The sequence below is a fragment of the Aureimonas sp. Leaf427 genome (assembly GCF_001425485.1).
Classification (GTDB): Bacteria; Pseudomonadota; Alphaproteobacteria; order Rhizobiales; family Rhizobiaceae; genus Plantimonas.
Genome location: NZ_LMQW01000001.1, coordinates 351,459 through 368,779, shown reverse-complemented (window position 1 = coordinate 368,779; position 17,321 = coordinate 351,459). Strand labels below are relative to the sequence as shown.

The 17,321-nt window shown below is 68.3% G+C and carries 18 protein-coding genes; 9 read left to right on the top strand and 9 right to left on the bottom strand.

Going from position 1 to position 17,321, the window contains the following annotated elements:
* Positions 1-8: 8 nt before the first annotated feature.
* Genes rnpA through yihA form a run of 4 tightly spaced genes read left to right on the top strand, consistent with a single transcriptional unit; the run spans position 9 to position 3,593 of the window.
* The gene (rnpA, locus tag ASG62_RS01535) at positions 9-401 is read left to right on the top strand and encodes a ribonuclease P protein component (RefSeq protein WP_056694472.1); all 393 of its coding nucleotides are present in this window, start codon (positions 9-11) and stop codon (positions 399-401) included.
* Positions 401-2,227, top strand: a complete 1,827-nt coding sequence (gene yidC, locus ASG62_RS01530; protein WP_056694474.1) for a membrane protein insertase YidC — start codon at positions 401-403, stop codon at positions 2,225-2,227. The genes rnpA and yidC overlap by 1 nt, the downstream gene beginning before the upstream one ends.
* Positions 2,228-2,262: 35 nt before the next feature.
* Positions 2,263-2,898, top strand: a complete 636-nt coding sequence (locus ASG62_RS01525; RefSeq protein ID WP_056694475.1) for a CatB-related O-acetyltransferase — start codon at positions 2,263-2,265, stop codon at positions 2,896-2,898.
* On the top strand, positions 2,895-3,593 hold the full coding sequence (yihA, locus tag ASG62_RS01520; protein WP_082537180.1) for a ribosome biogenesis GTP-binding protein YihA/YsxC: 699 nt from the start codon (positions 2,895-2,897) through the stop codon (positions 3,591-3,593). The genes ASG62_RS01525 and yihA overlap by 4 nt, the downstream gene beginning before the upstream one ends.
* 5 nt (positions 3,594-3,598) lie before the next feature.
* On the opposite strand, the gene ASG62_RS01515 is transcribed toward yihA, so the two are convergent.
* Both ASG62_RS01515 and ASG62_RS01510 read right to left on the bottom strand, forming a co-directional pair.
* Positions 3,599-4,048: an NUDIX hydrolase gene (locus ASG62_RS01515; RefSeq protein WP_056694477.1), complete on the bottom strand. Its 450-nt coding sequence runs from the start codon at positions 4,046-4,048 to the stop codon at positions 3,599-3,601.
* Positions 4,045-4,722 (bottom strand): TetR/AcrR family transcriptional regulator, encoded by a 678-nt coding sequence (locus ASG62_RS01510; protein WP_156381913.1) that lies wholly within the window; start codon positions 4,720-4,722, stop codon positions 4,045-4,047. The genes ASG62_RS01515 and ASG62_RS01510 overlap by 4 nt, the downstream gene beginning before the upstream one ends.
* Positions 4,723-4,847: 125 nt before the next feature.
* Between ASG62_RS01510 and ASG62_RS01505 the strand changes: the two genes are divergently transcribed.
* Together ASG62_RS01505 and ASG62_RS01500 are read left to right on the top strand one after the other, a co-directional pair.
* The gene (locus ASG62_RS01505; protein WP_082537227.1) at positions 4,848-6,095 is read left to right on the top strand and encodes an HlyD family secretion protein; all 1,248 of its coding nucleotides are present in this window, start codon (positions 4,848-4,850) and stop codon (positions 6,093-6,095) included.
* A gap of 23 nt (positions 6,096-6,118) precedes the next feature.
* Entirely contained in the window at positions 6,119-7,726 is a 1,608-nt protein-coding gene (locus ASG62_RS01500) for a DHA2 family efflux MFS transporter permease subunit (protein ID WP_056694481.1), read from the top strand.
* A gap of 31 nt (positions 7,727-7,757) precedes the next feature.
* On the opposite strand, the gene ASG62_RS01495 is transcribed toward ASG62_RS01500, so the two are convergent.
* The 6 genes from ASG62_RS01495 to ASG62_RS01470 form a co-directional block, all read right to left on the bottom strand.
* Positions 7,758-8,219, bottom strand: coding sequence for a low molecular weight phosphatase family protein (locus ASG62_RS01495; protein ID WP_056694483.1), 462 nt, complete (start codon positions 8,217-8,219; stop codon positions 7,758-7,760).
* 1 nt (position 8,220) lies between these two features.
* A complete protein-coding gene (locus tag ASG62_RS01490) occupies positions 8,221-8,703 on the bottom strand; it encodes a UPF0262 family protein (protein ID WP_056694486.1) in 483 nt (160 codons plus the stop codon).
* A gap of 14 nt (positions 8,704-8,717) precedes the next feature.
* Positions 8,718-10,010 carry a histidinol dehydrogenase gene (gene hisD, locus ASG62_RS01485; RefSeq protein ID WP_056694487.1) on the bottom strand — a complete coding sequence of 431 codons (1,293 nt, stop codon included), beginning with the start codon at positions 10,008-10,010 and terminating at the stop codon, positions 8,718-8,720.
* 53 nt (positions 10,011-10,063) lie between these two features.
* Positions 10,064-10,525 (bottom strand): DUF2948 family protein, encoded by a 462-nt coding sequence (locus ASG62_RS01480; protein WP_056694489.1) that lies wholly within the window; start codon positions 10,523-10,525, stop codon positions 10,064-10,066.
* A 90-nt stretch (positions 10,526-10,615) separates the two neighbouring features.
* The gene (locus tag ASG62_RS01475) at positions 10,616-11,920 is read right to left on the bottom strand and encodes an O-antigen ligase family protein (protein ID WP_056694490.1); all 1,305 of its coding nucleotides are present in this window, start codon (positions 11,918-11,920) and stop codon (positions 10,616-10,618) included.
* Complete coding sequence (locus ASG62_RS01470) at positions 11,889-12,869, bottom strand: glycosyltransferase family 2 protein (RefSeq protein WP_056694967.1); 981 nt, start codon at positions 12,867-12,869, stop codon at positions 11,889-11,891. The genes ASG62_RS01475 and ASG62_RS01470 overlap by 32 nt, the downstream gene beginning before the upstream one ends.
* Before the next feature lie 194 nt (positions 12,870-13,063).
* Here ASG62_RS01470 and ASG62_RS01465 point away from each other — a divergent pair, with 194 nt between their 5' ends.
* From ASG62_RS01465 to ASG62_RS01455, 3 genes are read left to right on the top strand one after another with little or no spacing between them, the layout of a single operon-like run.
* Complete coding sequence (locus tag ASG62_RS01465; protein WP_056694492.1) at positions 13,064-14,314, top strand: glycosyltransferase; 1,251 nt, start codon at positions 13,064-13,066, stop codon at positions 14,312-14,314.
* Positions 14,296-15,114 carry a WecB/TagA/CpsF family glycosyltransferase gene (locus tag ASG62_RS01460; protein WP_244487566.1) on the top strand — a complete coding sequence of 273 codons (819 nt, stop codon included), beginning with the start codon at positions 14,296-14,298 and terminating at the stop codon, positions 15,112-15,114. Before ASG62_RS01465 ends, ASG62_RS01460 begins: the two co-directional genes overlap by 19 nt.
* A 40-nt stretch (positions 15,115-15,154) precedes the next feature.
* Positions 15,155-16,051, top strand: a complete 897-nt coding sequence (locus tag ASG62_RS01455) for a DUF6492 family protein (protein WP_056694495.1) — start codon at positions 15,155-15,157, stop codon at positions 16,049-16,051.
* Here ASG62_RS01455 and ASG62_RS01450 read toward each other — a convergent pair.
* A complete protein-coding gene (locus tag ASG62_RS01450; protein ID WP_056694497.1) occupies positions 16,002-17,321 on the bottom strand; it encodes a lipopolysaccharide biosynthesis protein in 1,320 nt (439 codons plus the stop codon). The two genes, ASG62_RS01455 and ASG62_RS01450, sit on opposite strands and share 50 nt — an antisense overlap.

Sequence of the window (17,321 nt, the reverse complement as noted above, 5' to 3'; positions counted from 1 at the left end):
GCTGCCGCTTGAAGGCGGAGCGCCTGAAGACGCGGGCCGAATTTCTGGCCGCGCGACGGGGCCGTCGGTTGAACGGCCCTTTTTTCATGATCGAAGCTCTCGATCGCGGCGATCCGGCGCCCGCCCGCTATGGGCTGACCATCACCAAGAAGGTCGGCAACGCGGTCGAGCGCAACCGGATTCGCCGCCGTCTGCGCGAGGCGATCCGGACGGTCTGCCGGGCTGACATGGTCGCCGGCTTCGACTATGTGATCGTCGCCCGCCGGGATCTCCTGGAGGCGCCGTTCGAGCTCGTTTCGAGCGAATTGTCCCGGCGGTTCCTGCGCGTTCGGCAGGGAAAGCCGGAACGCGGCGGCGGCGCCACGACGCGGCCGGGCGAAGACCCATCGGGGACGACGTGATGCAGAACAACCGCAACTTCCTGATCGCCATGGCGCTGTCCATCCTGGTGCTGGTCGGGTGGCAGTTCCTCGTCGTCTCGCCGCGCCTGGAGGCGCAGCGTCAGGCCGAGATCGCGCAGCGCGCGGCGACCGGGCAGACCTCGCCGCAGAACCCCGGCTCGCTCCAGACGCCGCAGACGCCCGCCGGCACCCCGCAGGACACGATCGTCGCGCCCGCGGGCCGCGAAAGCGTCGTGCCCGGCCGCATCGCCGCGACACGCGACGAGGCTCTGGCCGGCGGCCAGCGGGTGACGATCGACACGCCGACGCTGTCGGGCTCGATCAACCTGCGCGGCGGCCGTCTCGACGACCTTCGCCTCAAGAACTATCACGACACGGTCGACGACGCGTCGCCGACCATCGTTCTCCTCTCGCCGGAGACGGCGCCGGACGCCTATTATGCCGAGTTCGGCTATCGCGGGCAGGCCGCCGGCGCTCTGCCGGGCGCCGACACCGTGTGGCAGGCCGCCGCCGGTCAGGTGCTGACGCCGACGACGCCGGTCGTCCTGACCTTCACCAACGAGGCGAACGTCACCTTCAGCCGCCAGATCTCGATCGATCCCGACTATATGTTCACCGTGACCGACACGGTGACGAATGCGGGCAGCGCTCCGGTCTCGGTCAATCCCTACGGTCAGGTCGTTCGCTTCACCAAGCCGCAGGTCGCCTCGGCCTGGGTCGTGTTCGAGGGCCTGCTCGGCGTGTTCGGCGATGCCGGCGTCAGCGAGGCCACCTACAGCCACATCGAAGACGAGGGCCGCATCCAGCCGGCCGCCTCCACGACCGGCTGGCTCGGAATCACCGACAAATACTGGGCGACGGCGCTCGTTCCCGAGGCCGGCCGCACCTTCCGGTCCGAGTTCCTCTTCAACACGGCGGGCCGCCCGAGCTATCACGCGGCCTTCCTCGGCGATCCCGTGACCGTGGCGCCCGGCGCTTCCGGCACGGTCGTCTCGCGCACCTTCGCGGGGCCCAAGGTCGTCGATCTCGTCGATCACTACGAGACCGACGGACAGGTTCAGCGCTTCGGACAGCTGATCGACTGGGGCTGGTTCTTCTTCATCACCCGGCCGATGTTCCACGCGATCGACTGGATCTACAAGTTCACCGGCAATTTCGGTGCGGCCATCCTGCTCGTCACCGTCGCTCTTAAGCTCCTCTTCTTCCCGCTCGCTTCGAAATCGTACAAGTCGATGGCGAAGATGAAGGACATGCAGCCGAAGATTCTCGAAGTCCGCGAGCGCTATGCGGACGACAAGATGAAGCAGCAGCAGGCCATGATGGAGATCTACAAGACGGAGAAGATCAATCCGGCGGCCGGCTGCTGGCCGGTGCTGGTGCAGATCCCGGTCTTCTTCGCGCTCTACAAGGTTCTCTACGTCACGATCGAGATGCGGCATGCGCCGTTCTTCGGCTGGATTCAGGATCTGGCCGCGCCGGATCCGACGAGCGTCTTCAACCTCTTTGGCCTTCTGCCCTACAGCGTGCCGCATGCGTTGATGATCGGCGTCTTCCCGCTTCTCATGGGCATCACGATGTTCATCCAGATGAAGCTGAACCCGACGCCCCCGGACCCGACGCAGAAGATGATCTTCACCTGGATGCCGGTGGTCTTCACCTTCATGCTGTCCTCGTTCCCGGCCGGCCTCGTCATCTACTGGACGTGGAACAACACGCTCTCGATCATCCAGCAGTCGGTGATCATGAAGCGGAACGGGACGAAGATCGAACTTTTCGACAATATCCGGGACTCGTTCCGGCGCGACAAGAAGGAAAGCGGCGCCTGACGGGGGCTGCGACCGATCGTTCGGGACCGGCCGGAATGGGGCCGGACCCGACGCTGGCGCATCCGGTTCCGGCGCACCGGCGCATCGTCTTCCTGAAGGCGGTGGTCGATCATCCGCTGATCGAGATCGGCGACTACACCTATTACGACGATCCCGAGGCGCCCGAGCGCTTCGTGGAGCGTTGCGTCTCCCACCATTACGACTTCATCGGGGACCGGCTGATCATCGGCCGGTTCTGCGCGCTCGCGACGGGCGTGCGCTTCGTGATGAACGGCGCGAACCACGCGATGACCGGCTTTTCGACCTATCCGTTCAACATCTTCGGCGGCGGCTGGGAGGCGGGGTTCGATCTCGCCACCGTCCAGGCGGGATGGAAGGGCGACACGGTCGTCGGCGACGATGTCTGGATCGGGGAGGGGGCGACCATCCTGCCCGGCGTGCGCATCGGCAGCGGGGCGATCGTCGCGATGGGATCGATGGTGACGGGCGACGTGCCGCCCTATGCGATCGTCGCCGGCAATCCCGCCCGTCTCGTGCGCCGTCGCTTCGACGAGGCCACGATCGAGCGGCTTCTGGCGCTCGGCTGGTGGTCCTGGCCGGCCGACAAGATTTCCCGCAATCTCGGCGCCATTCGGGGCGCGGACCTCGACAAACTGGAGGCCGCACGATGAGCGACCAGACGCACCTCAATGCCGCGCAGACGCCGGGCACCGTGCCCGACGACACGCGCCTCTTCTTCGCCCGCCCCTGGGTCTTCATCCGGGGCGTGCCGGAGATGAAGTTCCTGCCGCCGGAAGGGCCGCCGGAGATCGCCTTCGCCGGGCGTTCCAATGTCGGCAAGTCCTCGCTGATCAACGCGCTGCTCGGCCAGAAGGGCCTGGCCCGGACCTCGAACACGCCGGGCCGCACGCAGGAGCTGAACTATTTCGTGCCCGGCGGCTTCTCGGGAACGGGCGAAGACCTGCCGCCGATCGCGCTGGTCGACATGCCGGGCTACGGCTATGCGCAGGCGCCGAAGGAGCAGGTGGATGCCTGGACGCGGCTCGTCTTCGACTACCTGCGCGGACGCTCCACGCTGAAGCGCGTCTTCGTCCTCATCGATTCGCGCCATGGGCTGAAGGCGAACGATCTCGACGTGCTCGCCCTCCTCGACAAGGCGGCGGTGTCCTACCAGATCGTGTTGACCAAGACCGACAAGATCAAGGATCTCGCCGTGCCGAAGCTGATCGAGGCGACGCGCGCGGCCATCGCCAAGCGACCGGCGGCCTTTCCCGAACTGATCGCGACCTCGTCGGAGAAGTTCCTGGGGCTCGCCGATCTTCAGTCGGTGATCGCGAGCTTCGCGGAGAGCCAGCCGAAGGGCTGATCCGCTCAAAGCGCGCGGAGATGGTCGAGAAGCCCGTCCGGGTAGAGGGCGGGCTCGCCCCGGCGCAGAGCGTCCAACGAATGCCAGCGCGCCCGGCAGAGCGTGCCGTCGGCCTCGGCGAACTCGACGACGGCGCCGGGCGGGATCGAGCGGCCGATCAGGCGGATCGGGGCGACGAAGACGATTTCGTGGCCGGTGGCGCCTTCGTGCACATAGATGTTCTCGAGGCAGGCGAAGGGGCCGAGGAACTCGATCTCGGCCTGCAACTCCTCGCGGAACTCGCGGCGTAGGGCCTCCTCCCGGCCTTCCCCGAACTCGATCGAGCCGCCGAGCGGCCGCACGCCTTTCAGCGCACCCGAATCGCCCGGCACCTCGGCGGCGAAGAGATGATCGCTCTCGATCATCAGGCCGAGCGCCTTGACGCGGATCGCCTGGGGCGGTCGCCAGACGGTCACGGTTTCGTCCCGTAGCCCGCCATGAACAGACGCACGGCGGCGTCGACCACGACCTCCATCTCGGCCTCCGTCACCGGGGGAGCCTCGTCGTCGAAGAATCGGCGCCGCAGAATGCCGGCCGTGGTCAGTTCGATGAACTGCGAGGCGGCCAAGGGGACGTCGTCGATGGCGAGGGTGCCCGCCGCTTTCGCACGCTCCAGATAGCCGGCCACGAGCGCGAGTCCGCGGGCGGGGCCGTGCTGATAGAACTCGCGGCCGAGATGGGGCATGCGGCTCGCCACCGCGATGACGGTGCGCTTGGCGTGCATGGCTTCCGGCGACATGACCATGGTGGCAAGGCGAATGCCGAAACGCTTCAAGGTCTCGGCGGGGTGGTCGGCATCGCCGAGCATCGCCTCGACTTCCGCGAAATAGCGCTCGCGCACGTCAGAGATCAGCGCTGTGAAGAGCTCTTCCTTGGAGCGGAAATAGACGTAGAGCGTCGATTTCGAGACGCCGGCCTCGCGCGTGATGTCGTTCATCGAAGCCGCGTCGAAACCGACGGATACGAAGATGCGCCGGGCGCCCTCCAGAATCTGGCTGCGCTTGACGGGGTCTTCGCCCGCCGCAGAGCGGCCCTCCGCACATTTCACATGCGGTTCGTCGGGGCTTTTGGCGAGCGCGAGGGGTGTCACTATACGACCTTATTCATACAAGCGTGGTTTTGTCGTGCACTGCAGTAGAACGATCTTGAAATGGCCGTTCGATGCCGCTAAGTCAACATCGAACCGAACGGTTCGGTTCGATGAAGGATGGTGCGATGCTGGACAAGAGCACACGCGAGGACGAGGCGCCGCTTCGTTCGACGGACGGCGAGACGGAGACCGGAAACGTGAGCGGGCGGATCATCGCTCGCGCCGAGGCCTCGCCGCCTGCAAAGCCCGCACCGGCCGCGACAGAGGCGGCGCCTCCCGCCGCGTCCCCGGCGGCGCAGGCACCCAAAGCCAAGAGCCGGAAGAAGCCGATCCTTCTCGTCCTTCTTCTCGCCGCGCTCGGTGCCGGCAGCTATTTCGGCCATCAGTACTGGACGGTCGGGCGCTTCTTCGTCTCCACGGACGACGCCTATATCGCGGCCGACATGTCGATCCTCTCGCCGAAGATCACCGGCTATGTCGCCGCCGTGCCGGTCGAGGAAAATCAGCATGTGAAGGCCGGCCAGACGATCGTCCAGATCGACCGCGGCGATTTCGAGCTGGCGCTGGAATCGGCCGAGGCCAAGATCGCGACCCAGCATGCCGCCGTCGACCGGCTGGGCGCGCAGAAGGCCGCCGCCGAGGCCGCCGTCGGCGAGGCGCAGGCCAGCGAGGATGCGATCGCCACGTCTCTGGCCCAGGCCGAGCTGGACCTCCAGCGCGCGAGCGATCTGGTTCGCAGCGGCGTCGGCGCGAAGGCTCAGCGCGATTCCGCCCAGAGCGCGCGCGATCAGGCCGCTTCCAAGCTTCGCGGGGCCGGGGCCTCGATCACGGCGGCGACGGCCAATGTCGCGGTCCTCGATGCGCAGGTGAAGGAAGCCCAGCGCACGATCCGCGAGCTGGAAATTTCCCGCGACACGGCCGCGCGCAATCTCTCCTTCACGACGCTGACCGCGCCCTATGACGGCATCGTCGGCAATCTCGCGGTGCAGCCGGGCGACTATCTCTCGGCGGGCCGGAGCCTTGCCTCCGTCGTGCCGATGTCGAAGGTCTTCATCGAGGCGAACTTCAAGGAGACGCAGCTGGCCGAGATCGTCCCCGGTCAGCATGTCGAGATCGAGGTCGACGCGCTGCCCGGGCAGAAGCTGACGGGCACGGTGGTGTCGCTGTCGCCGGCCTCCGGCTCGGTCTTCACGCTTCTTCCCTCCGACAACGCCACCGGCAACTTCACCAAGGTCGTGCAGCGCGTTCCCGTGCGCATCGCGATCGACGATGTGGAGGCGCTGGACGGTCGCCTGCGGCCGGGCCTTTCGGCCGTGGTCGCCATCGACAGCCGCACAGGCCCTGCCGGTCACGACACGGCCGCTCTGAACTAACCGCCCGAACTGGGGTCTTTCCCATGTCCGCCACGCTCACGGCCGGCTCGCCCGCCAGTCCCGCCCGGCCTGCCCCGCCGAGCGCGGCGGAGGAGACCATTTCCACGCGCCGGATCGTCGCCTTCGTGGCGATGGTCTTCGGCATGTTCATGGCGATCCTCGACATCCAGATCGTCTCGGCCTCGCTCTCCGAGATCCAGGCGGGCCTGTCGGCGTCGTCCGACGAGATCGCCTGGGTCCAGACGGCCTATCTCATCGCCGAAGTCGTCATGATCCCGCTTTCGGGCTTCCTGGCGCGCATGTTGTCGACGCGGGTGCTCTTCACCCTGGCCGCCGCCGGCTTCACCGCCTCGTCGGCGCTCTGCGCGACGGCCTCGAACATCGACCAGATGATCGTCTATCGCGCGATCCAGGGCTTCATCGGCGGCGGCATGATCCCGGCCGTCTTCGCGGCGGCCTTCACGATCTTCCCGCCCTCGCGCCGCGCGATCGTCTCGCCCGTGATCGGCCTCGTCGCGACGCTGGCGCCGACGATCGGCCCGACGATCGGCGGCTATCTCAGCCATGCCTTCTCCTGGCACTGGCTCTTCCTCGTCAACGTTCCGCCCGGCATCATCGTCGCGATCACGGTCTGGAACCTCGTCGATTTCGACAAGCCGAACCTCGCGCTCTTCAACCGCTTCGACTGGTTCGGCCTCCTCGGTCTCGCCGCCTTCCTCGGCTCGCTCGAATACGTGCTGGAGGAGGGTCCGCTGAACGACTGGTTCGAGGACACGTCCATCTTCGTCTTCGCGATCGTGACGGTGGTCGGCGCCGTCCTCTTCTTCTGGCGGGCCTTCACGGCGGAGGAACCGATCGTCGATCTCACGGCCTTTTCCAACCGCAACTTCGCCTTCGGCTCGCTCTTCTCCTTCGTGCTCGGCGTCGGGCTCTACGGGCTGACCTATCTCTACCCGGTCTATCTGGCGCGCATCCGCGGCTACGATTCGCTGATGATCGGGCAGACCATGTTCGTCTCCGGCCTTGCCATGTTCATCATGGCGCCGATCTCGGGCATCCTCATGGGCAAGGTGAAGATGGACCCGCGCCTGATGATGTCGATCGGCTTCGTCTCCTTCGGCACGGGCACCTATCTCATGTCGGGCCTGACGCACGACTGGGACTTCTACGAGCTGCTCCTGCCGCAGATCCTGCGCGGCGTCGGGCTGATGATGGCGATGATTCCGATCAACAACATCGCGCTCGGCACGCTCTCGCCGGACAAGATGAAGGGCGGCTCCGGCCTCTTCAATCTCACGCGCAATCTCGGCGGCGCGGTCGGGCTCGCGATCATCAACACGATGTTGAACGACCGCTCGACGCTGCATTACGAGCGCCTGTCCGAGCAGGTCCGCTGGGGCCGGCGCGTGGTGGAGGACCGCATGGCGTCCATGTCCGCGCGCTTTGCCGCCCAGGGGCTCGACGGCTCGGCGACCGCGCTCTCGCAGATGTCGAAGATCGTGCGCCGGGAGGCTCAGATCCTCTCCTTCTCCGACGTGTTCATCTTCCTCACCGTCCTCTTCGCCTCCCTCGTCCTCCTCGCCGTCTTCATTCAGAAGCCTTCGACGGGCGTGAAGGTCGACGCGCACTGACCCGCGAAGGCGCCCGAGGCTCCGGTCGGGCTCAGTCGGTGACGAAGGTCTTGCGCAGGCGGGCCTCGATGCGGGCGACGACGTCGCGATAGGCGTCGAGGATCGCCTCGCGGCTGCCGGTGGCGACGGAGGGATCGGGCATCGGCCAGAACTCGACCTCGACGGCGGCACCGCCGGAGGCGTCGAGCGCGGTGTGGTGGGCCTCGGGCGCCATGGTGACGATGAGGTCGAAATAGCTGTCGGCCAGATCCTCGAAGCGCTGGGGCGCGCGGTCGCCGAGGCTGAGGCCGCGCTCGGCCAGTACCACGTCGACGAAGGGATCGCGCTCGCCGCTGCGCACGCCGGCGGAGGCGACGTAGGTGCGGGGCATCAGCGACTTGGCGAGCGCCTCGGCGATCGGCGATCGGATCGCGTTCATCCCGCAGACGAAGAGCACGGAAGAGACGCGCGTCCTGCGGTCTTCGCCGTCCGGCTTCTCTACGCCCGGCGCCATGTCAGTTGCGCCAATGCAGGACGCAGATGAGGGTGAAGAGCCGCCGCGCGGTGTCGCGATCGACCTCGATCTTGCCCGCCAGCCGCTCGCGAAGGGTTTCCGATCCGTCGTTGTGGATGCCGCGGCGGCCCATGTCGATCGCCTCGATCTGCGAGGGCGTGGCCGAGCGGATCGCCTCGTAATAGCTGTCGCAGATCAGGAAATAGTCGCGGATGACGCGTTTGAGCGGCGTCAGCGAGAGGATGTGCGTCACGAGGCCTTCGCCTGCCTGATCGCGGATGTCGAAGACGAGGCGCTTTTCCAGGAGCGACAGGCGGAGCTTGTAGGGCCCTTTTTCGAGGCCCGCCGGGCGGAAGGCGTTCTCCTCGATGAGGTCGAAGATCGCGACCGCCCGCTCGTGCTCGACATCGGGCGTCGCGCGGCCGATCGTGTCGTCGAGCTCGATGTCGATCAGGCGGTGGGGATTGTCGGTTGCTGTCGCCATTCCGGCCTCGGGCGCTAGAGGTTGAGCCGGATGGCGACGGAACGGCCGTGCGCGTCGAGACCCTCGACGCGCGCCAGCTCGATGGCGGCGGGCCCGAGCGCCCGCAGCTGGTCGGGGCCGAGCTTCAGGATCGAGGTGCGCTTGACGAAGTCGAGCACCGAGAGGCCCGAGGAGAAGCGCGCCGAGCGCGCCGTCGGCAGGACGTGGTTGGAGCCGCCGACATAGTCGCCGATGACCTCCGGCGTGTGCCGGCCGAGGAAGACCGCGCCGGCATTGCGGATGCGGGCGAAGAGCGGCTCGGGGTCCTCGACGGCCAGTTCCAGATGCTCGGCGGCGATCCGGTCGGCGAGGGCGGGGGCGGCGTCCAGCGTGGGCACGAGGATGATCGCGCCGAAGTCGCGCCAGCTCGTCTCGGCCGTCGTGCGGCGGGAGAGGCGCCGGAGCTGGAGCTCCACTTCGGCTTCCACCGCGTCGGCGAGGGCGGGATCGTCGGTGAGGAGGATCGACTGCGCGGCCTCGTCGTGCTCGGCCTGGGCGAGGAGATCGGCCGCGAGCCAGGCGGGATCGTTGGCGCCGTCGGCGATGACGAGCACTTCGGACGGGCCGGCGATCATGTCGATGCCGACCGTGCCGAAGACCTGCCGCTTGGCGCAAGCGACGAAGGCATTGCCGGGGCCGACGATCTTGGCGACGGGCGGGATCGTCTGCGTGCCGTAGGCGAGCGCCGCCACGGCCTGCGCGCCGCCGATGCGATAGATCTCGTCGATGCCGGCGATGCGCGCGGCGGCGAGGACCAGCGGGTTCAGCTCGCCCGCGCGGGCCGGGACGGCCATGGCGATGCGCGAGACGCCCGCGACCTTGGCCGGCACGGCGTTCATGAGAACCGAGGACGGATAGCTTGCCGCGCCGCCGGGAACGTAGAGGCCGACCGATTCCACCGCCGTCCAGCGCGAGCCGAGCTCGACGCCGAGCGCGTCCGTGTAGCGGTCGTCGGCGGGGCGCTGGCGCTCGTGGTGGCTGCGGATGCGCTCGTGGGCGAGCGTCAGCGCCTCCAGCGTCTCCGGCGCCGTCGCGCGGAAGGCGGCCTCGATCTCGTCCTGGGGAATGCGCAGCGTCTGCGGCGTCAGGTCCAGCCCGTCGAAGCGGCGGGTCAGTTCGATCAGCGCGGCGTCGCCCTCGGTGCGCACGCGCGCCACGATGCCGCGCACGGTGGCGTCGACATCCTCGGACACTTCGCGCTTGGCGCCGAGGAGCGCGCGGAAGCGGTCCTCGAAATCGGCGTCGGCGGCGTTCAGCCTGACGGGCAAATGCGTCTTCTCCCCCGAGCGCGGCTCGCGGCTCCGCCGCCCCGTTCGCCCGGCTATTCGGCGTCCGCGTCGTGGTCCGGCCGCGCCGATGTCGACCATGCCGCGTCGAGATCGGTCAACCGGGCCTCGACGCATTCCACGTCGAGCCTTATCGCGGAGCCGCCGGCGAAGACAAGCTCGATCGAGCCCGACGGCGCCTCGGCCGACGAAAAGCGGATGGCGAGCAGCGACAGGACCTGATCGGCCGCGCGCGGATCGACGCCCTGGCGCTTGACCGAGAGCACCCGGTCGAAATGCAGGACGGCGCGGCGGCGCTCGTAGTCGGGGCGGCGGAAGACGGAGACGCGAAACCGCTCCTGCGCCTTTTCCCAGACGAAGCGGTTCATCGCCATCACGAAGCGGCCCTCCGCCTCCAGATACTGGCACTCCTCGGCCCGCACGATGGCGTCCTGGCAATGGGCGGAAATGATGGCGAGGTCGTCTTCGTCGACCCCGTCCAGGCGCAGGTTATCCATTCGGCATCCATCGTCGGCAAGCGGTCCCTTATGCCGCAGGTAGGAACTTGTTCCGCAACGCCAAGCGCCCGGCGGCGCTTATGCGAAGATTCAGGAGCGGATGGGAAACCGGGAGACGAGGCGCAGGCCCACGATGGAGATCCAGAGCATCATCCAGACGGGATCGTTGCGCCGGAAGAAGTAGCTTTCGAGGAAGGAGTTGAGGAGAACGAAGGCGACGATCATCAGGAAGAGATCGGCCATGCGACGGTGTTCGCCGCCCTCCGGGCTCTTCAGGTAGTCGCGCATGGGAAGGACGAGGAGTACCAGCACCGCCACGCCCAGCGCCGGCCAGCCCATGGCGATCGCGACGTCGAGATAGCCGCTATGGCCGTTGACGATGCCGCGCGGGTCCCAGGACAGTTCGAACGGCATTTCCGCGCCGAAGACGTTGGACGTCATCCAGAAGGATTCGAGGCCGAAGCCCGTCCATTGGCGGGAGGCCATCGTGTCGAGCGCGAAACGCCAGAGGTCCATGCGCCCGGTGAAGGTCGTCCCCGGCAGGAGGGTCTGGAGGATGCCGTCGAGGGTCGGGGACAGCACGGCGCCGAGCGTCATCAGCGCCATGCCGCCCATGGCGAGGAAGAGCACCGCGACGGGCAGGATGCGGCCTCCGATCCGGCTTCCGAAGACGACGAGCATGGCGACCAGCGGCACGAGGGCGGTGGAGGTCTTGGAGCCGGTCTTCAGGACGAAGAGCCCTGCTGCCAGCGCCACCAGCCAGCCGACGCGACGCTCGCCGCTGCGCACGAGATAGAGCCCGGCGAAGAAGAGCCCGGCCATGATGGGCGCGGCGAGGTTCTTGTGCGGATAGGCGCCGCGCCAGAGGCCCGCATGCTGCGCCTCCTCGCCGACCGCCTGGTGGATGGCGAGATCGGGCCTGAGGAGAAGGCCGAGATAGGAGAGGCTAAGAACGGTGAGCGCGGCCGCAGACAGCGCGGAGCGGAAGGACGCGGCGTCGGGCGGCAGTGTCACGACGGCGGTGGCGGCGACCATGGCCATGATGGTGAAGAGCGCCGCGCGCAAGGTCTGAGCGGGATCGAGAGCTTGCGTCACCGAATAGAGGATGCAGAGCGCCATCAGGAACCAGGCCGGGCGCAGGAGCGAGCGCGCCACGAGGCGGTCGGTGAAGAGCATGTGCGAGGCGAGGGCCAGCAGGGCGAGGATCGCGTAGCCGAGCTGGTTCAGGATGTTGCCGGCCGCCTGCGCGGAGGCCTCGGCCGCGCTGTCGGACACGGCGAAGGGCGTCAGCGTCAGGATCAGGGCGGCGAGGAGGATCGCCGCCAGCGCCGTCCGCAGCGCGTCGACGGCGGCCCGCGACGGCTCAGTTCTGCTCGGGACGGCGATATTGCTCATGGACCAGCCCGAATTCGCCGAGGAACCGGCCGATGGCGACATTCATCGGATAGAGGCCGATGACGAGCGAGCGCGTGCGCAATGCGAGGCGCGCGGAGCGAAGCGGCGCCAGCGCCAGGAGCGCCCCGCTCTTGAGGAGCGTCTTCGCCCGCGCGGCCGGGTTCTTCGCGCCGCGCCGCTCGATGATGGTGGAGAGCGCGCCCTCGCGAAGGCCCCGCTGCTGGAGCCAGGAGAACTCCATGCGCCGGGCCGGCGTCGTCTCGGCGATCATCGCCTCCTGCGACCAGGCGAAGGAGAAGCCCTGGCGGCGGCAGCGCGCGAAGAAGTCGGCATCGCCGCCGCCGATGAAGTTGAAGGCGGGATCGAGATAGGGCCGCGCCATCGTCTCCAGGACGCGCCGGCGGATGAGGACGTTGCCCGAGCCGTAGAGGATCGGCACCGGCCCGCTCGTGTCGTAGGGCGGCGTGAAGACCGGGTGGCGCTTCAGCCGCGCGCCGCGCTCGAGCGGAAAGGTCGGCAGGACCGGGCCGCCGACGATGTCGGCCTTGGTCGCGTCGGCGAGACCGACGAGGCTGCGCGTCCAGTCGGGCACGGCGATCTCGTCGTCGTCGATGACGAGGAGATGCTCCATCGCCGGAAACTCGGCGAGCGCCGTCTCCCAGCCGGCATTGTAGGCGAAGCAGTTGCCGCGATCGTGGGCGACGAGGACGAGGCCGCGCAGCCGGCCCGAGCGGAAGAGCGGCTCGGCGGCCCGAAGACCCTCGCGCCGCTCCGCGTCGTTCTCCATCACCACGATCGCGACGGGCTCGGCCAGCGTCTGGGCGGCCAGGGATTCCAGCGTCTTCAGGAGGTGCTCGGGACGGCGGAAGGTCGGCAGCGTGACGACGACGCGGGGCGCCGTATCCTCCAGCCCCGGGGAGCGGACTTCGATGGTGACGGTCTTCGTCATGACGGCATCCGGCAACAGGACGAGCCAGCTTCGACGCGGCTTTGGCAAAGACTAGGCGCAAACTCTCAACAAGGGCTGAAGCGGGTCGGGCCGAAAGGAACTGAGGGTTGTGTAAAATTTGAACGATGCGTTTAGCGGAAGCGTGGCGAGGGCCATCGTAAGCCTGACCTTGTTAGCGAACGAGGCGCTCAGCGATGCACCTGCTCTTCATCAGTTCTCTTCTGCCGGACCACGATCCGGCCTCGGGGTTCGAGCTGGCCAACCGCGCGATCGCGCAGGAGCTGAGGCGCCAGGGCGCGCGGGTCTCGTTCGCCGGTTTCCGCCTGCCGGGGTCGAGAATGCCGGTGCCCGGCGAGGTGCCGCTCGGCGAACTGATCATCGAGAACGCGCTCGCCACGCGCGGCCGCAAGGCGGCCTGGGTGGCCCATGCCCTGCGCTCCGGCCTGCCCGTCGCCGCCGCCAAGCTGCATGGGCTGGGAGACCGGCTGATGCGCGAGCGCCTGGCCGCGGCGGGGCCGGTGGATGGCTATGTCCTGAACTCCATCCAGATGCCGACGGCCTATCCGATGCTGGCGCGCGACAAGCCCTCGATCTTCGTCGCCCACAATGTCGAGCACCGCACGGCGGCGGAAAACGCCCGCAATGCGCGCTCGAGGCTCGCACGCTATCTCTACGAGCGCGAGGCGCGGCTTCTGGAGGCGGCGGAGGCCCGCATCTGCCGGGATGCGGCCGCGATCCACACGCTGAGCCGCGACGACGGCCGCGCCCTCGGTCTCGACGGCGATCCGCGCTACGAGCCGCTGGCGCTGACGCTCGGCCGGCCGGCTGCTGCCGAGGACGAGGCGCGCCGCTACGATATCGGCCTCATCGGCAGCTGGAGCTGGGCTCCGAACCGCGTCGGGCTCGACTGGTTTCTGGCCGAGGTCGTGCCGCATCTGCCGGAAACGCTCACGATCGCCATTGCCGGCCGCTTCGACGGCGCGCCGCCGCGGGCGCCGAAGAACGTGCGCTTTCTCGGCCGCGTGCCGGATGCGCAGGCCTTCGTGCGCAGCTCGCGCGTCATCGCGCTCGCCACCAAGGGCGGCACCGGCATCCAGCTGAAGACGCTGGAGACCTTCGAGGAGGGCCTGCCGGCCGTGGCGACGACGCCGGCGCTTCGGGGCGTCGATGCCGTGCCGGACAATGTCGTCGTCGCGGACGAGCCGGAGGGGTTCGCCGCGGGGCTGGAGGCGATGGTCCATCTGGACCGGGAGGGCCGCAGCCTTCGCGTCGACGGCGCGGCCTTCGCCGAGCGGCAGCGCGCGGCGCTGGCCTCGGGCATCGGGCGGGGGCTGGCGATCCTCGATGCGGCGCTGAGCCGGCCGCGTAAGGCCGCCGGCGCGTCGCGGGCCGCTCCGAGCTTTCAGGCGCGGGAGTTCCATTCGGGATGGGTGGGCGGACAATGAATCTCGAAGTTCCATTTTCCCTGCGCGTGGCCGCCGAGCCGGCCTTCTTCTCGCAGGCGCCGCGCCGCATCGGCGGGGTCGACGTCATCTCCGTCGCGGCGGACGAGGCGCGGCGCATCCTGATGGCGCGGATCGAGGCGAAGATCTTCACCAAGGTCGGCTTCCTCAACGCCCACTGCGTGAACCTTGCCTTCGAGTCCGAGACCTACCGGCGCTCGCTGGAGGATTTCGTCATCCTGCCCGACGGCATCGGCATCGATATCGCCTCGCAGCTCCTCTACGGCACACCGTTCTGCGAGAATTTGAACGGCACCGACTTCGTGCCCTATCTCCTCGCCGAGACGGGCCGGCCGCTGAGCGTCGCGCTTCTCGGCGCCGAGCCGGGCGTCGCCGACGAGGCCTGCGCGCGCCTCGTCAAGGCGTGCCCGCAACACCGGTTCGCGGTCGTGTCACACGGCTATTTCCAGGAGGGCCTGCAGACCGAGGTCGTGCTCTCCACGCTGAGGACGCTGAAGCCCGATATCGCGATCGTCGCGCTCGGCGTTCCGCGCCAGGAGCTCTGGATCGCCGAGCATCTGTCCGGCGAGGAGTGCACCATCGCGATCGGCGTCGGCGCGCTTCTGGATTTCGTCGCCGGCAAGGTCTCGCGGGCGCCGGCCCTCGTGCGTATGATGCGGATGGAATGGATCTGGCGCATGATGATCGAGCCGCGGCGCCTGTGGAAGCGCTACATCCTGGGCAACCCGACCTTTCTGGCCCGGATGATCGCGCTGTGGTGGCGCAAGGATCGCGGCGGCTGAGAGGCCGGATGCCGACGAGCCCCATCGGAGACGAAGATCCTTGTCCGTCGCTCTCGTAACCGCCAGCTATCGCGGCGACCTCGAACGGTTCGCCCTGCTCTGCGAGAGCATCGACGCCCGGGTCTTGGGCCACACGCGCCATCTCGTTCTCGTCGAGGATGCCGATCTCGCGCTGTTTCGGCCCTTCGCGGGGCCGAAACGCGAGATCGTCGCCGAAAGCGACCTCCTGCCGCGATGGCTCCGCGTCTTTCCCGATCCGACGAATTTCGGCCGCCGCCGCATCTGGCTCTCGCCCTTCGGCCCGCCCTTGCGCGGCTGGCACGTCCAGCAATTGCGCCGCATCGCCATCGGCGCGGCGCTTTCTGAAGACGTGATGGTGACGCTGGATTCGGACGCCGTGGTCGTGCGCGACTTCGACGCGGGGCTCTTCGAGGCCGGCGGCGTCACGGAGTTCTACCGCATTCCCCGCGGGCTTCCGGCGCACGATCCGGTTCTGGACAAGCACCGGTCCTGGTCGCGCCTCGCCGGGCGGATTCTCGGCATTGCCGGGCCGGACGTCACCGAGACCGACTACATCTCCTCGCTCGCCGCCTGGCGCACGCAGAGCGTGCGCGCCATGACGGCGCGGATCGAGGCGGTGACGGGCCGGTCTTGGGCGCGGACGCTGGCGGGCACGCGGGCGATCTCGGAATACACGATCTACGGCCGCTTCGTGGAGGAAGTGGAGGGGCGGCCGGACCTGCACCGTGCGACCGATCTCAAGCGCTGCAGCACGCTCTGGAGCGGCGAGGCGCTGGACGAGGCCTCGCTCGGCGCCTTCATGCGGGCGCTCGGCCCCGATCAGGTGGCAATCGGCATCCAGTCCTTCCTCGGCACCGATCTCGCCCTCATTCGCCGGGCAGCGGGGCTGGATCGAGACCGAAGGACCGCCGCCTGAGCCTGCGGGACGGAGCCCAGTCGAAGGCCGTGTAGGTCGCGGCGGCCGAGACCATCCAGAGCACGAGGAAGAGGCCGTTCAAGCCGACGATCCAGCCGGTGCCGCTGTCGTCGAAGGTCTGCAGCAGGATGAAGAGGAGCCCGGCCTTGATAAGGCCGACCAGGGCGAGGACGAGGGCGCGCACCGTCGTGCGGCCGCGCGCATAGAGAAGCTCGCTCTGATATTCGACGAGATTGCGGAAGGCCGGCACGAGCAGGGCCGACAGGACGAGGGGCGCCGCGCCCGCCACGTTTCCGCCGAGCGCGTTCGGAAAGACCTGGAGGAAGCCGCCGAGGCCGGCGAGTCCGGCGATCGAGACGGCCGCGATGCCGCCTTCGATCGACCAGCGGATGCGCCAGCGATCCAGCCATTGCGGCGTCTTCATCAGCTTCTGCACGATCATGGTCGAGAAGGAGCGGATGGGCAGGGCCGTGAGGTCCACGAGGCGCATGACGATGGCGTAGATGCCCGCGATATGGGGGCCGCCGAGGGAGAGGACGAGCAGCTTGTCGAGCTCGGACTGGAGATAGAAGACGATCTCGGCGCCCGCCACCGAGACGCTGTCGCGCCAGCGCGCCAGATAGAGCCGGGGCGCGAAGCGAAGGCGGCAGGGCGGATAGAAGAGGGCGACCGAAAGGGCCGCGACCGCCGCGTTGGCCGCCAGATAGGCGAGGCTCCAGGAGAGGAGCGAATGGTCGGAAAAGGCGGCGAAGGCGACGGCCGCGAGCGCCCGGACCGCCGAGCCGACGACGACGATCGAGGCGCCGCGCCCGAACCGCCCGATGCCGTTGTTGACGATGACGACGACTTCGAGAAGCCGCCAGCAGAAGATCTCCGCCGCGATGATGGCGAGGAACGCGCCGAGGCTCATCTGGCCCATGAAGAAGGCGAGGTAGAAGCCGGCCGCCGCCAGGGCGACGAGCGGCAGCGAGGCGAGGACGGCAAGTCCGAGTCCCACCGTGTAGGTGCCGATCAGCTGCGGCTTGACGGTGGCGACGCGGTAGAGCGGCGAGACGAAGCCGAGGCCCGCGATGCGCGAGAGGACGATGCCGGTCGCCGAGGCCGTGGCGAAGAGGCCGAAATCGGAGACCGTCAGCCCGTTCGCCACCGAGACGAAATAGGCCAGCGACAGGACGAGACGCCCGGCCGAGCCGCCGAGGAGGAAGGCGTAGCTCCGCAGCCCGCTTAGGTTGCCCTTAAGCCTTGCCGTCCAGTCTGCAAGCGCAACCAT

Bases quoted from the DNA above. Each gene is read 5' to 3' on its own strand.
- ASG62_RS01525 (WP_056694475.1), top strand. From the start codon at position 2,263: ATGGGGCCGGACCCGACGCTGGCGCATCCGGTTCCGGCGCACCGGCGC.
- ASG62_RS01450 (WP_056694497.1), bottom strand. From the start codon at position 17,321: ATGGTTGCGCTTGCAGACTGGACGGCAAGGCTTAAGGGCAACCTAAGC.
- yidC (WP_056694474.1), top strand. From the start codon at position 401: ATGCAGAACAACCGCAACTTCCTGATCGCCATGGCGCTGTCCATCCTG.
- yihA (WP_082537180.1), top strand. From the start codon at position 2,895: ATGAGCGACCAGACGCACCTCAATGCCGCGCAGACGCCGGGCACCGTG.
- ASG62_RS01505 (WP_082537227.1), top strand. From the start codon at position 4,848: ATGCTGGACAAGAGCACACGCGAGGACGAGGCGCCGCTTCGTTCGACG.
- ASG62_RS01475 (WP_056694490.1), bottom strand. From the start codon at position 11,920: ATGAGCAATATCGCCGTCCCGAGCAGAACTGAGCCGTCGCGGGCCGCC.
- ASG62_RS01490 (WP_056694486.1), bottom strand. From the start codon at position 8,703: ATGGCGACAGCAACCGACAATCCCCACCGCCTGATCGACATCGAGCTC.
- ASG62_RS01495 (WP_056694483.1), bottom strand. From the start codon at position 8,219: ATGGCGCCGGGCGTAGAGAAGCCGGACGGCGAAGACCGCAGGACGCGC.
- ASG62_RS01460 (WP_244487566.1), top strand. From the start codon at position 14,296: ATGGGTGGGCGGACAATGAATCTCGAAGTTCCATTTTCCCTGCGCGTG.
- ASG62_RS01500 (WP_056694481.1), top strand. From the start codon at position 6,119: ATGTCCGCCACGCTCACGGCCGGCTCGCCCGCCAGTCCCGCCCGGCCT.
- ASG62_RS01465 (WP_056694492.1), top strand. From the start codon at position 13,064: ATGCACCTGCTCTTCATCAGTTCTCTTCTGCCGGACCACGATCCGGCC.
- ASG62_RS01480 (WP_056694489.1), bottom strand. From the start codon at position 10,525: ATGGATAACCTGCGCCTGGACGGGGTCGACGAAGACGACCTCGCCATC.
- ASG62_RS01470 (WP_056694967.1), bottom strand. From the start codon at position 12,869: ATGACGAAGACCGTCACCATCGAAGTCCGCTCCCCGGGGCTGGAGGAT.